At 60.0% G+C, this 14,398-nt stretch carries 10 protein-coding genes; 9 read left to right on the top strand and 1 reads right to left on the bottom strand.

All coding sequences use genetic code 11. The features are described from left to right. Positions 1–166 precede the first annotated feature (166 nt). Entirely contained in the window at positions 167–1,291 is a 1,125-nt protein-coding gene (locus L8I05_RS21735; protein WP_242171470.1) for a polysaccharide deacetylase family protein, read from the bottom strand. A 119-nt stretch (positions 1,292–1,410) separates the two neighbouring features. On the opposite strand from L8I05_RS21735, the gene yaaA reads away from it, so the two are divergent. The 9 genes from yaaA (at position 1,411) to L8I05_RS21690 (ending at position 14,349) form a co-directional block, all read left to right on the top strand. Next, positions 1,411–2,190, top strand: coding sequence for a peroxide stress protein YaaA (gene yaaA, locus L8I05_RS21730; RefSeq protein ID WP_242171467.1), 780 nt, complete (start codon positions 1,411–1,413; stop codon positions 2,188–2,190). 900 nt (positions 2,191–3,090) lie between these two features. Further along, the gene (locus L8I05_RS21725) at positions 3,091–4,407 is read left to right on the top strand and encodes a nucleotide sugar dehydrogenase (protein WP_159954340.1); all 1,317 of its coding nucleotides are present in this window, start codon (positions 3,091–3,093) and stop codon (positions 4,405–4,407) included. A gap of 83 nt (positions 4,408–4,490) precedes the next feature. After that, on the top strand, positions 4,491–5,972 hold the full coding sequence (alg8, locus tag L8I05_RS21720; RefSeq protein ID WP_242171464.1) for a mannuronan synthase: 1,482 nt from the start codon (positions 4,491–4,493) through the stop codon (positions 5,970–5,972). A 36-nt stretch (positions 5,973–6,008) separates the two neighbouring features. After that, on the top strand, positions 6,009–7,175 hold the full coding sequence (locus L8I05_RS21715) for an alginate biosynthesis protein Alg44 (RefSeq protein WP_242171462.1): 1,167 nt from the start codon (positions 6,009–6,011) through the stop codon (positions 7,173–7,175). Between the two features lie 14 nt (positions 7,176–7,189). Then, positions 7,190–8,713: an alginate biosynthesis TPR repeat lipoprotein AlgK gene (gene algK, locus L8I05_RS21710; protein WP_242171460.1), complete on the top strand. Its 1,524-nt coding sequence runs from the start codon at positions 7,190–7,192 to the stop codon at positions 8,711–8,713. Beyond that, a complete protein-coding gene (locus L8I05_RS21705; RefSeq protein WP_242171459.1) occupies positions 8,710–10,197 on the top strand; it encodes an alginate export family protein in 1,488 nt (495 codons plus the stop codon). The genes algK and L8I05_RS21705 overlap by 4 nt, the downstream gene beginning before the upstream one ends. Then, on the top strand, positions 10,197–11,771 hold the full coding sequence (gene algG, locus L8I05_RS21700; RefSeq protein WP_242171458.1) for a mannuronan 5-epimerase AlgG: 1,575 nt from the start codon (positions 10,197–10,199) through the stop codon (positions 11,769–11,771). The genes L8I05_RS21705 and algG overlap by 1 nt, the downstream gene beginning before the upstream one ends. An 11-nt stretch (positions 11,772–11,782) precedes the next feature. Then, complete coding sequence (locus tag L8I05_RS21695) at positions 11,783–13,231, top strand: alginate O-acetyltransferase (RefSeq protein ID WP_242171457.1); 1,449 nt, start codon at positions 11,783–11,785, stop codon at positions 13,229–13,231. Between the two features lie 8 nt (positions 13,232–13,239). After that, positions 13,240–14,349, top strand: coding sequence for a mannuronate-specific alginate lyase (locus tag L8I05_RS21690; RefSeq protein ID WP_159954334.1), 1,110 nt, complete (start codon positions 13,240–13,242; stop codon positions 14,347–14,349). Positions 14,350–14,398 lie beyond the last annotated feature (49 nt).

The following is a 14,398-nucleotide window of genomic DNA, read 5'->3' as shown; positions in this document are numbered from 1 at the left end:
AAAAAGCACTTTGACGCTTTTTTGAAGTTTATTTTTCAGGATGACGAATAGCACTAGCCGAGTGCCAGCCACCCCGATAAAGTCGGAAGTCCGCCTGCATCGAAATGTCGCACAAAACCACCCCAAAAATGCCTCATCCCCAACAGGGCCGGGCACTTCAGCCTTTTCAGCGAAACGCCTCCCGGCAGTCCTGCCAACCCAGCCCACTTTGCGCCGTTGCCTGCAGCAACATCGGCAATGCGACCCGCGCCTTGTCCTGGGTGTCGTGAAACACAATCACGCCTTTGCGCCACAGCAACATCAATGTCAGCACCCGTTGCGCCGACTCATCGGCCTTGAGTTTGCCCGGCTCGTCCTGGGAATCGATGTCCCACAACGCCACCTGTAAACCTTGGGACTGGAAGAAGCCCTGGCTGTCGGCACGGCGCTGGCCGTACGGCGGGCGAAACAGCGGCACGTAGTTTTCCGGCATCAGGTTCTGCGCCAGTGAGGCGCTGCGGGTGATCGAGCTTTGCCAGTCGACCCAATGGCTGTGGGAACGATACTGCCAGCCCTGGGTGCCTACGCACTGGCCTTGGTACAACGCCTGCACATCGGCGGCGGAACTGCGCTCCACGCGAGTCTGCAGGCTGCTGCCGAGGGCGAAGAAGGTGGCGTTCATCTTCTGCTTGCGCAGGTAATCGGTCAGCCAGTCGGTATTGCCGCTCACCGGTGCCGGGCCGCCGTCAAAGGTCAGCAGGAACAGGCGGTCGTTGAATTCGTCGCCATTGCGCTCGTGATCGCCGAAACGCAGCACTTCACTGCCGATCTGCGGGAACAGCGCGGCTTTGCGCAGCAGTTCGTCGAGGTAGCGTTCGTGGAAATTATGGCTGGGGCCGGCCCAGCCTATATAGAAGGAATTGTCGCTGACCTGGAACTTGCCGGCCTGTTCGCGCAGGTCGTCCATGTTTTCCACCAGGTAGCAGAACGAGGCGTCTTCTTCACAGCTTTGCTGGGCGAAGGTGTAGTTTTCCAGCAGGCGCTGCCAGAGCTGGCGACGCAGGTCATCGATGGCGGCCAGGTTGATGATCTTCAGGCCCAGGCGTTGCTTGAGCGCGGTTTCGTCCTGGTTCTCGCTGGCGAGCAGGCTCTGGGCGAACATCAGGATTTCGGCGCGCGAGGCCACGTCGAACAGCGCCGGGCTGCTGAGCTTCTCCGGCCAGGTGCCGCGGTCCAGGCTGGCCACCTCCACCGGCGCCGCATTGGCGTTCAGGCATAACAGGCAAGCTGATAATAAAAGCGCAATTCGCACCTAGGGTCTCCCTCTCCAGAGTCACCGCCCATCATAGCGGATCGTGCCTATCGCCATCATAGGTGGAGTCAAAAGCCCCAACCCCCTAGAATCCCCCCACGTTTAAAGGAGCCAAGTTCATGCTGATGGTGATTTCCCCCGCCAAAACCCTCGATTTCGAGTCCAAGCCGGTAACCCCGCGCTTCACCCAGCCGCAATACCTCGACCACTCCCAGGAGCTGATCGAACAATTGCGTGAACTGAGCCCGGCGCAAATCAGCGAATCGATGCACGTCTCCGACAAGATCGGCGGCCTCAACGCCGCGCGCTTCGGCAGCTGGACACCGGCGTTCACGCCCCAGAACGCCAAGCAGGCCTTGCTGGCCTTCAAGGGCGACGTCTACACCGGCCTCAACGCCGAGACCTTCAGCGACGCCGACTTCAGCTATGCCCAAGACCACCTGCGCATGCTCTCGGGCCTGTACGGCCTGCTGCGTCCTCTCGACTTGATGATGCCGTACCGCCTGGAGATGGGCACCAAACTGCCCAACGCCCGTGGCAAAGACCTCTACGCCTTCTGGGGCACCCGTATCAGTGAATGGCTCAACGAGGCACTCGCCGAGCAAGGTGATGACGTGCTGCTCAACCTGGCCTCCAACGAGTACTTCTCGGCGGTCAAGCGCACGGCGCTGAACGCGCGCATCATCAATACCGAGTTCAAGGACCTGAAGAACGGCCAGTACAAGATCATCAGCTTCTACGCCAAGAAAGCGCGGGGCATGATGAGCCGCTTCGTGATCGAAGAGCGCATCAACGACCCGGCCAAGCTCAAGCAGTTTGATGTGCAGGGCTATCGCTTCAATGCGGAGCAGTCCAAGCCGGATAACCTGGTGTTCTTGCGCGATCACGCACCGGAATAAGGCCGTACACACGCTCGAGGCCGCTATAGATCAACTGTGGGAGCTGGCTTGCCTGCGATAGCGGTGTATCAGTCGACTTATCTCTGACTGAAATACCGCTATCGCAGGCAAGCCAGCTCCCACATTTTTATCTGCGCTCCACACCAAGGATCGTCATTTATTTGGCGTCAAAAAACATCCTGACGCATTCCTAACGAATCTTTCACTCGACATTTCAGAAATTTTTTCGTAGTGGCACCACTTTTTTTAAAAGGTAGTGGCACAAAACTATCCCTGCGCGCCAACTCCCTATAACTACTGGCCCAAATAGCAAGTGCTATCAGTATAGTACCAGTGCCATCTTTTCTAATATTTCAAGAAATTTCCGGAAACAGGATGAGTGGCCAGGAACTTCATTCCAAAGCACCGCTCATACCACCGGTAACGAAATTCTCTGTTGCTGTAAGAGATGACTTACATGACCGACCAATGGAAGTAGCAAAGTTGTCACATACACTTTGACTGCGTGGTCATATTACCAACCGATTAGTTAAGAGCGGCGACAAGGATGAATTGCCACCCACTATAAGGCCAAGGCTCAGCTTCCCCTAATGGGTCAGTGAGACAACCCAAGGCATTGATATTTAAAGGCTTGCCGCCTCTATCAACGCTCTGCGGCACTGGCGCCAGGCCCTTCTCCCAGGAAGGCCGGCTGCATTTCAGGGCAAGTACCAATAACAAGGCCATGTTTCGCACACCTTGAGTGCAATCGTTAGTCACTCGTTATTTAACATGCCTGTACACGGTAAGTCGGCGTCTATTCGCCCAACTTTCGTGGCAACAGTGACGCTTGCAAACATGAACTCCGGCCATCTAATTGGCATGATTAATATCGTCTTCAATGACAAAGAGGTAAATGCGATGCGCATCAGCATATTTGGTTTGGGTTACGTTGGCGCAGTCTGTGCCGGTTGCCTGTCTGCCCGTGGCCACGAAGTGGTCGGCGTAGACATCTCCCAGGAAAAGATTGACCTGATCAATGCGGGCAAATCGCCAATCGTTGAACCGGGTCTGGGTGAACTGTTGAGCCAAGGGATCGAGACCGGTCGACTGCGCGGTACTACCAACTTCGCCGAAGCCATCCGCGATACCGACTTGTCGATGATTTGCGTCGGCACGCCAAGCAAGAAAAACGGCGACCTGGAACTCAACTACATCGAATCGGTATGCCGCGAGATTGGTTTTGTCCTGCGTGACAAGACCACCCGCCACACCATCGTGGTGCGCAGCACCGTGTTGCCGGGCACTGTGGCCAATGTGGTCATCCCGATCCTCGAAGACTGCTCCGGCAAGAAAGCCGGCGTCGACTTCGGTGTCGCGGTCAACCCCGAATTCCTGCGTGAATCCACCGCCATCGCCGACTACGACCTGCCACCGATGACCGTCATCGGCGAGTTCGACAAAGCCTCCGGCGATGTCCTGCAGGCGCTGTACGAAGAACTCGACGCACCGATCATCCGCAAGGACATCGCCGTTGCCGAAATGATCAAGTACACCTGCAACGTGTGGCACGCCACCAAGGTGACCTTCGCCAACGAAATCGGCAACATCGCCAAGGCTGTCGGCGTCGATGGCCGCGAAGTGATGGAAGTGGTCTGCCAGGACAAGACCCTCAACCTGTCCCAGTACTACATGCGCCCAGGCTTCGCGTTCGGCGGCTCGTGCCTGCCAAAAGACGTGCGTGCCCTGACCTACCGCGCCAGCTCCCTGGACGTGGAAGCGCCGCTGCTCAACTCGCTGATGCGCAGCAACGAGTCCCAGGTGCAGAACGCCTTCGACATCGTCGAAAGCCACGACAAACGCAAAGTCGCGCTGCTGGGCCTGAGCTTCAAGGCCGGCACCGATGACCTGCGCGAAAGCCCATTGGTGGAACTTGCGGAAATGCTGATCGGCAAGGGCTACGACCTGAGCATCTACGACAGCAACGTCGAATATGCGCGTGTTCACGGCGCCAACAAGGACTACATCGAGGGCAAGATCCCGCACGTTTCGTCCCTGCTCAACTCGGACTTCGACGATGTGATCAACAACTCCGACGTGATCATCCTCGGCAACCGTGACGAGAAATTCCGTGCCCTGGCGCATAACGCCCCGCACGGCAAGCAAGTGGTCGACCTGGTGGGCTTCATGTCCAAGGCCACCAGCGTGACCGGCCGCACCGAAGGCATTTGCTGGTAACAGCAACGGCAAGTTTCAGGCTGCAAGCGTACCAATCCCCAGCGCTTGCAGCCTGGAGCCTTCTTCACCTTCGGATGACGCTTATGTCCAAGTTAAAACACGTACTGCTCCAATCTGCCGGCTGGCTGTTCTTCTTGAGCCTGCTGATGGGACTCGCCCTGCTGTTACCGGCGAGTACGTTCGACTCCGAGTCGAAGAATTTTATTTTCCTGATTGGCGCCGTCGGTATCTGGCGCTACTCGATGGGTGCTACGCATTTCTTTCGCGGCATGCTGTTCCTGTACGTGGTCTACCCGCACCTGCGCCGTAAAGTGCGCAAGCTGGGCAAGTCGGCGGACCCGTCCCATGTGTTCCTGATGGTCACCAGTTTTCGTATCGATGCGCTGACCACCGCACAGGTTTACAGCTCGGTCATTCGCGAGGCCATCGAATGCGGCTTCCCGACCACCGTGGTCTGCTCGCTGGTGGAAATGTCCGATGAGCTGCTGGTGAAAAGCCTGTGGGAACGCATGAACCCACCGGAACACGTGAAGCTCGATTTCGTACGCATCGCCGGTACTGGCAAGCGCGACGGCCTGGCCTTTGGCTTCCGCGCCATCTCCCGCCACTTGCCGGACGACCGTGCCGTGGTTGCAGTGATCGATGGCGACACCGTGCTCGCCGAAGGCGTGGTGCGCAAAACCGTGCCGTGGTTCCAGTTGTTCGGCAATGTCGGCGGCCTGACCACCAACGAGTTCTGCGAAGTGCGCGGCGGCTACATCATGAGCGAATGGCACAAGCTGCGCTTCGCCCAGCGCCACATCAACATGTGCTCCATGGCCCTGTCCAAGCGCGTGCTGACCATGACCGGGCGCATGTCGGTGTTCCGTGCCAGCGTGGTCACCGACCCGGGCTTTATCGCCGACGTGGAAAGCGACTCGCTGCAACACTGGCGCCTGGGCCGCTTCAAGTTCCTGACCGGCGATGACAAGTCCAGCTGGTTCAGCCTGATGCGCCTGGGCTACGACACCTTCTACGTGCCGGACGCCGCGATCAACACCGTGGAACACCCGCCGGAAAAGAGCTTTATCAAGGCCAGCCGCAAGCTGATGTTCCGCTGGTACGGCAACAACCTGCGCCAGAACTCCCGTGCCCTCGGCCTGGGCGTGCGTCGGCTCGGCCTGTTCACCAGTGTGGTGCTGTTCGACCAGCGCGTGTCGATGTGGACCTCCCTGCTCGGCCTGACCGTGGCCTTCATCGCCACCTTCAAGTACGGCGGCGCGTTCATCCTCGCGTACCTGCTGTGGATCGGCATCACCCGCCTGATCCTGACCCTGCTGCTGTCGTGCTCCGGCCACAAGATCGGCCCGGCCTACCCGGTGATTCTCTATTACAACCAGATCATGGGCGCGCTGGTGAAGATCTACGTGTTCTTCCGCCTTGATCAACAGTCCTGGACCCGCCAGGACACCAAACTGACCCGCGATTTGGCCAGCTTTCAACGTTGGTTCAACACCTGGTCGTCTCGGACCATGACCTTCTCCGCCGGCAGCATTTTCGTCGCCGTGTTGCTGATGATGGTCTGACCCTGCCAAGCCTGAATTAACTAGGAACTACACACCATGAATAGCCAAGTAAACGCCAACGTTGTCCACGAGTCCGAAGCCCAGCGCCAACATGCCCGCGTGAAAATCCCGGCCAAGCTGCGCTTCTTCAACACCGACCGCACCCAGACCGAAGCACGGGTGATCGACCTGTCCGCCGGTGGCCTGGCGTTCACCGCCACCCAGCCGTTGACCGTCGGTGAAGTGCACAAAGGCCGCCTGCAATTCGTCATCGATAACCTCGGCCTGGCGATGGATGTAGAGCTGCAGATTCGCTCCTACGACCGCCAGACCGGCCGCACCGGTTGCCAGTTCCAGAACCTGGAACAACAAGATATCTCGACCCTGCGCCACTTGATCACCTCGCACTTGTCCGGCGACATCGTGACCATGGGCGACGTACTCGCCACCCTGCAACGCGACAACTTCACCAAGGCGCGCAAGGTCAAGGACGGCGGCAGCGGCATGACCGCGTTCGGTCGCCTGCGCGCCGTGGTGTTCAGCGCAGGTATTTTCATCGTCGGCCTCGCCGCATTCGGCTTTGTCTTCAAGTCGGTGTATGGCATGTACTTCGTCAGCCACGCCCAGGCCGGCCTGGTCAGCGTGCCGGGCATGAACGTCACGATGCCGCGCGACGGCACCGTGCAAAGCCTGCTCAAAGGTGACGCGGTCGCCGCCAAAGGCGCGCCACTGGCGACCTTCAGCACCAGCATGCTCGATGTGCTCAAGGGCCATCTGGACGAAGACCAACTGCAACCGGCCAAGGTTGAAGAGCTGTTCGGCAAGCAAATGACCGGCACCCTGACCTCGCCGTGTGATTGCGTGGTTGCCCAGCAAATGGTCGCCGACGGCCAGTACGCAAGCAAAGGCGATGTGATCTTCCAACTGGTGCCACGCGGCAGCCTGGCCAACGTGGAAGCGCGCTTCACCTATCGCCAGTTCGCCGACGTTCGCCCCGGCACGCCGGTGAGCTTCCAGGTCGCCGACGAAGAACAGATCCGCACCGGCACCATCGTCAGCAGCACCAGCCTGAACAGCGCCGACCTGTCCTCCGACATCCGCGTGCAGATCAAGCCGGACGCACCGCTGGACAGCACTTACGCCGGCCGCCCGGTTGAAGTGACCAGCGACCGTGGCCCGTCCCTGAACTGGCTGATCGACAAAGCCACGGCTCACGGTCTGTAAGTGAGGACATGCCTGTGAACCCTATTTCAAAAACAGCATTGACCCATGTGGGAGCCGGGCTTGCCCGCGATGCAGGCGACTCGGTTTTTCAGATGCACCGAGGTGACGCCATCGCAGGCAAGCCAGCTCCCACACAAAGCAGATTTCACTCTGCCTCTGCCTCTGCGCTCTGCGCGCTGGCATTGGCGGTGAGCCTCGCCGGTTGTGCCGGTCTGCCCGACCAGCGCCTGGCCAACGAAGCCCTGAAACGTGGCGACACCGTCACCGCCCAGCAGAATTACCAGCAACTGGCAGACCTGGGTTACAGCGAGGCCCAAGTCGGCCTGGCCGATATCCAGGTGACCACCCGCGACCCCGAGCAAATCCGCCAGGCCGAGGCCACCTACCGCGCCGCGGCCGATACATCGCCCCGCGCCCAGGCGCGCCTGGGTCGCCTGTTGGTGGCCAAACCCGGCGCTACCGAAGCCGAGCAGCACGAAGCCGAAGGCCTGTTGAAAAAAGCCTTTGCCAATGGCGAAGGCAATACCCTGATCCCGCTGGCGATGCTGTACCTGCAATACCCGCACAGCTTCCCCAACGTGAATGCCCAGCAGCAGATCAGCAAATGGCAAGCGGCGGGTTACCCGGAAGCCGGTCTGGCCCAGGTGCTGCTGTATCGCACCCAGGACACCTACGACCAGCATCTGGATGACGTGGAGCGCATCTGCAAGGCCGCGCTGAACACCACCGACATCTGCTACGTCGAGTTGGCCACGGTCTATCAGAAAAAAGCCGAGCCGGAAAAACAGGCCGAACTGCTCAAGCAGATGGAAGCCGGTTACAGCCGTGGCACCGTCACCGCCCAACGCGTCGACAGCGTCGCACGTGTCTTGGGTGATGCGACCCTGGGCAAAACCGACGAGAAAACCGCGCAAGCCCTGCTGGAAAAAATCGCCCCTGGCTACCCCGCTTCCTGGGTCAGCCTGGCGCAACTGCTCTACGACTTCCCCGAACTGGGTGACGTCGACCAGATGATGAAGTACCTGGACAACGGCCGCGCCGCCGACCAGCCGCGCGCCGAGCTGTTGCTGGGCAAGCTCTATTACGAAGGCAAGTGGGTGCCGGCCGACGCCAAGGCTGCCGAAGCGCATTTCGAAAAAGCCGTGGGCAAGGAAGTGGCCGCCGATTACTACCTCGGCCAGATCTACCGCCGGGGCTACCTGGGCAAGGTCTATTCGCAAAAAGCCCTTGACCACCTGCTGACCGCTGCGCGCAACGGCCAGAACAGCGCCGACTTCGCCATCGCCCAGTTGTTTTCCCAAGGCAAGGGCACCAAGCCCGACCCATTGAACGCCTATGTCTTCAGCCAGTTGGCTAAAGCCCAGGACACGCCAGAGGCCAATGACTTGGCCACGCAGCTCGAAGCCCCGCTCACGCCGGAGCAACGCGCCGAAGGCCAACGCCTGGTGCAACAGGAACTGGCCGCGCGCGGCACCCTGGCCCAGAGCACGCTGCAACTGCACGCCCTGCAAGAAGAAGACGGCGAGGAATCCCTATGAAGCTCAACCCATTCGTCAAGGCCGGCATCGGCCTGACCTTCGCCCTGCTGTGGTCGTGCCCGACCCTGGCCGCGCTGACCGAAGCCAAGAACTTCGGCCTGGAAGTCAAAGCCACTGCGCAGTCCGAAGATGACCGCGACCTCGGTACGCAGAAAGGCGGCGACGTCAACGGCATCGGCCTCGACCTGCGCCCGTGGGTCTACGGCGAAAGCGGCGCGTGGAGCGCCTATGCCATGGGCCAGGCGGTGACCTCCAGCGACATCATCGAGACCGACACCCTGCAACAGTCGGCCGACGACACCACCGAACAATCGAGCAACGACGACCGCAAAGCCAAGAAAAACTACCTGGCCCTGCGCGAGTTCTGGGTCGGCTACAGCGGCTTTACGCCCTACCCTGGCGAGATCCTCAAGTTCGGTCGCCAGCGCCTGCGCAATGACGACGGCCAATGGCGCGACACCAACATCGAAGCGCTGAACTGGACCTTCGACACCACCTTGCTCAAGGCCAATGTCGGCGCCGCCGAACGCTTCAGCGAATACCGCACCGACCTCAAGGAACTGTCGCCCAAGGACAAGGACCGCCAGCACTTCTACGCCGACGCCGCCTACCAGTGGACGCCCGGCCAGTGGATCGGCCTGCGCGGTCACCACACCCACGACGACGGCAAGCTCGACTATGCCGAACCGGGCGTGGCCACCGACCCGTTGGACAAACGCGAGAATGGCGACCTGACCTGGCTCGGCATCGAAGCCAACAGCGACGCCTATAACTGGCGCAACACCAACACGGTCAACTACTGGGCCAGCGTCACCGGCATGAAAGGCGACCGCGACACGGTCAACGCCCTGAACAAAGACGGCACTCGCCCAACCGAAGCCAAGCGCAGCGATGACGTGAGTGGCTGGGCCACCGACCTCGGCATTCGCCTGCGTCTGGACCCGCAGTGGCAAGTCGGCGCGGCTTATTCGCGCGCGAGTGCCAACTACGAGCAGAACGGCCTGCAAAGCAACCGTTCGAACTGGACCGGCACCCAGTCCCGCGTGCACCGCTTCGGCGAGGCGTTTCGCGGCGAAATGAACAACATGCAGTCAATGAGCCTGTTCGGTTCCTGGCAACTGCGTGAGGACTACGACGCGAGCCTGGTCTACCACAAGTTCTGGCGCGTCGACGGCAACAAGCCGGTGGGCAGCAACGGCATCGATGCCGTGCAGAACAACACCGACGACGTGACCGGCGCGATCCTGTCCAGCACTTCCCTGCCGCTCGAAGACGGCAAGAAGGACCTGGGCCAGGAGATGGACCTGGTGGTCACCAAGTACTTCAAGAAAGGCCTGCTGCCGGCCGCGCTCAGCCAGTCGATCGACGAACCGTCGGCGCTGGTGCGCTTTCGTGCCGGCGTGTTCAAGCCGGGTGATGCGTATGGCAGCCAGGTCGACTCGTACATGCATCGCGCCTTTGTCGACGTGATCTGGAAGTTCTGATGGGAGCCTGCGCAATGATTCCTCAAAAATTGCTGGTTGCCGCGATGCTGATGGCCAGTGCCACAGCGTTTGCCGACACCCCGCAGCAGGGCAAGGCGCCGACCATCGCCAAAGAACTGCAACAGGCCAAGACCTACACCATTTCCAGCCCGCCGACCGCGCCGCTGGAAATGGCCAAGCCCGCCCTGCCGGACCTGTCGGGCTACACCGGCGCGGCGATGGAAAAAAAGATCGTCAGAACCAAGCCGGGCAAAATCAGCATCCGCCGCATGATGCAGGAAGACGCGCTCAAGGACTTTATCGGCGGCGATAACAAGATGGCCGAATGGGTGGTGCGCCAGCACGGCATTCCCCAGGCGATCTTTGTCGACGACGGCTACATGAACCTCAAGGACCTGCTCGGCAAAGTGCCCAAGCAGTACTTCAGCGAAACCTCGCCGGGCGTGTTTCTGGCCAAGCTGCCGATTGTGGTCGGGCGCAAAGGCATCCTCGAAATCGACAAGAACACCCAGGAGCTGCGCCTGTCGCAACAAGCCGGTTCGTTCCTGATCAACGACGGCCAACTCTTTGTGCGTGACACCCGGATCACCGGCTGGAATGAAAAGACCAATGGCCCGGCACTGTTCCAGTCGCCCAAGGAATTCCGCCCGTTCCTGCTGGCCTGGGGCGGCACCGAGACCTACGTCGCCAACAGCAAGATGGCCAGTTTCGGCTACGCCAACAGTAAGTCGTACGGGGTGAGTATTTCCCAGTACACGCCGAACATGGCCAAGGTGCTCAAGCGCCCTGAGCCGACCGGCTGGATCGTCGATTCCGAGTTCTCGGACATGTGGTACGGCTTCTACTGCTACGAGACCACGGGCTTTGTGCTCAAGGGCAACACCTACAAAGACAACATCGTCTACGGCATTGACCCGCACGACCGTTCCCACGGCCTGATCATCGCCGACAACACGGTCTACGGCACCAAGAAGAAGCACGGCATCATCATTTCCCGTGAGGTGAACGACAGCTTCATCTTCAACAACCGCAGCTACGACAACAAGCTGTCGGGCCTGGTGATCGACCGTAACAGCGTCAACAACCTGATCGCCGACAACGAGATCTACCGCAACCACACCGACGGCATCACGCTGTATGAAAGCGCCGACAACCTGCTGTGGGGCAACAAGGTGATCGCCAACCGTCGCCACGGCATTCGTATCCGTAACAGCGTGAACATCCGCCTGTACGAGAACACCGCGATGGCCAACGGCCTGACCGGCGTGTACGGCCACATCAAGGATTTGACCGACACCGACCGCGACATCGCCCTCGACCCGTTCGACGCCAAGGTCTCGCTGATCGTGGTTGGCGGTGAATTGGCGGGTAACGGCAGCGGGCCGCTGTCGATCGACTCGCCACTGAGTGTCGAGCTGTACCGCGTGTCGATGCTGGCGCCGACCAAATCCAGCGGTATCAGCTTCAACGGCGTGCTGGGCGATCGGCAGGAAGAAATTCTCGACCTGCTGGTGCGCCAGCAGAAAGCCGTGCTGATCGACCCTGTCGAACGCCAGACCGAAATGCAGGACTGAGGATGACCCTTATGCACCCACACATGATCAAACTGCTGAGCCTCTCGGGTCTGACCCTCGGCCTGCTGGCGGCCAGCCAAGGCGTACGCGCCGATGAAATCAAGGCGCCGACCTTTACCGCCGAACCGTGCTGCAGCCTGTGCCCGGCCGCCCATGACGCGAAGAACTACACCACGCGTTACCAGCAGAACTTCACCACCCTGGTGCAAGCCCAGGGCGACTGGCTGTTCCGTACCCAGGAGGATTTGCGCACCGAATTCGACACCAGCCCAGCCGGCTACAAACGCATGCAACAGCTGCACGATGCATTCAAGGCCAAGGGCGTAGAACTGGTGGTGGTCTACCAGCCAACCCGTGGCTTGGTGAACCGCAACAAGCTCAACCCTGAAGAAAAAGCCAAGTTCGATTTCGACAAGGCACTGGGTAACTACAAGACCATGCTCGGCCGTTTCGCCAAGATGGGTTACGTGGTGCCGGACCTCTCGCCGCTGACTAACGAGCAACTGCCGGATGAACTGCCGGCCCACGATTTCTACTTCCGTGGCGACCAACACTGGACACCTTACGGCGCCCAGCGCACGGCGAAAATCGTCGGTGCCAAAGTGCGTGCGATGCCTGAGTTCGCGGATATTCCCAAGCGTGAATTCGAAACCAAACGCTCCGGGCGCATGGGCAAGACCGGCACCTTGCACAACATGGCCGGGCAACTGTGCGGCACCAGCTACGCGATCCAGTACATGGACCAGTTCACCACCGAGCCCAAGGGCGAAGCCGGTGACGGCGACCTGTTCGGCGATTCGGGCAACCCGCAGATCACCCTGGTGGGCACCAGCCACAGCGGCAAGAACTACAACTTTGCCGGCTTCCTGGAACAGGAAATCGGTGCCGACATCCTCAACGTCGCCTTCCCTGGCGGTGGTCTCGAAGGCTCGATGATCCAGTACCTGGGCAGCGATGAATTCCAGAAAACCCCGCCGAAAATTCTGATCTGGGAGTTCTCGCCGCTGTACCGCCTCGACCAGGAGACCATCTACCGCCAGATGATGTCGCTGCTCGACAACGGCTGCGAAGGCAAGACCGCACAGATGAGCGCCAGCACGACGTTGAAACCCGGCAAGAACGAATTGCTGGTGAACAGTTCGAACAAAGACCTGCGTAACAGCAGTCACCAGGTCGACATCCGCTTCGCCGACCCGTCGGTGAAAACCCTGCAAGCCACCCTCTGGTACATGAACGGGCGCCACGAGGACATCAAGATCGAGAAACCCGAAACATCCGATACAGACGGGCGTTTCGCCTTTGAACTGCGCACCGATGAAGACTGGGCCTCGCAGAACTTGCTGGCCGTGGAAGTGCAGGGCCCCGAAGCGGGCGCTGCCGCGCAGAAAGTCGAAGCGAAAATTTGCACACGCAACGTATTCCCAAGCGGTGGTCAGAAGACTGCCTCACTCGGGCAATGAGGTTACCTATGCAGAAGTTATTGATCCCATCGTTACTGGGCCTGGCGATCTTCGCCGGCGCAGCCAACGCCGCCGCGCCACTGCGCCCGCCCCAGGGTTATTTCGCCCCGGTGGAAGCGTTCAAGACCGGCGACTTCAAGAATGACTGCGACGCCATGCCGGCGCCGTACACCGGCTCGCTGCAATTTCGCAGCAAGTACGAAGGTTCGGACAAAGCCCGTTCCACCCTGAATGTGCAGTCCGAAAAAGCCTTTCGCGACAGCACCGCCGACATCACCAAACTGGAAAAAGACACCAGCAAGCGCGTGATGCAGTTCATGCGCGACGGTCGTCCGCAGCAATTGGAATGCACCCTGAACTGGCTTACCAGCTGGGCCAAGGCGAATGCGTTGATGTCCAAGGACTTCAACCACACCGGCAAGTCCATGCGCAAATGGGCGTTGGGCAGCATGGCCTCGGCCTATGTGCGCCTGAAGTTTTCCGACTCGCACCCGCTGGCCAACCACCAGCAGGAATCGCAGTTGATCGAAGCCTGGTTCAACAAGCTGGCCGATCAGGTGGTGAGCGATTGGGACAACCTGCCGCTGGAAAAAACCAACAACCACTCCTACTGGGCCGCGTGGTCGGTGATGGCGACGTCCGTCGCAGTGAACCGCCGCGACCTGTTTGATTGGGCGGTGAAGGAATACAAGGTCGGCGCCAACCAGGTCGATGACCAGGGCTTTTTGCCCAACGAATTGAAGCGTCAGCAACGGGCCTTGTCGTACCACAACTACGCGCTGCCACCGCTGTCGATGATCGCCAGTTTTGCCTTGGTCAACGGGGTGGACTTGCGCCAGGAAAACAACGGCGCGCTCAAACGCCTGGGCGACAAAGTGCTGGCCGGGGTCAAAGACCCGGAAATCTTCGAGAAGAAGAACGGCAAGGAACAGGACATGAAGGATCTCAAGGAGGACATGAAGTTCGCCTGGCTTGAACCCTTCTGCACCCTCTACACCTGCGCCCCGGATGTGCTCGAACGCAAGCATGGCATGCAACCGTTCAAGACCTTCCGACTGGGCGGCGACCTGACCAAGGTCTACGACCCGACGCATGAGAAAGGCAACAAAGGCAACTAGCGGCTGATGATCGTTCCCACGCTCCGCGTGGGAATGCAGCCAGGGACGC

This window comes from Pseudomonas sp. MONT-RG-20F-20-E-7-02, from assembly GCF_022662395.1.
Taxonomy (GTDB): Bacteria; Pseudomonadota; Gammaproteobacteria; order Pseudomonadales; family Pseudomonadaceae; genus Aquipseudomonas.
This window is presented reverse-complemented; position numbering and strand designations above follow the sequence as displayed.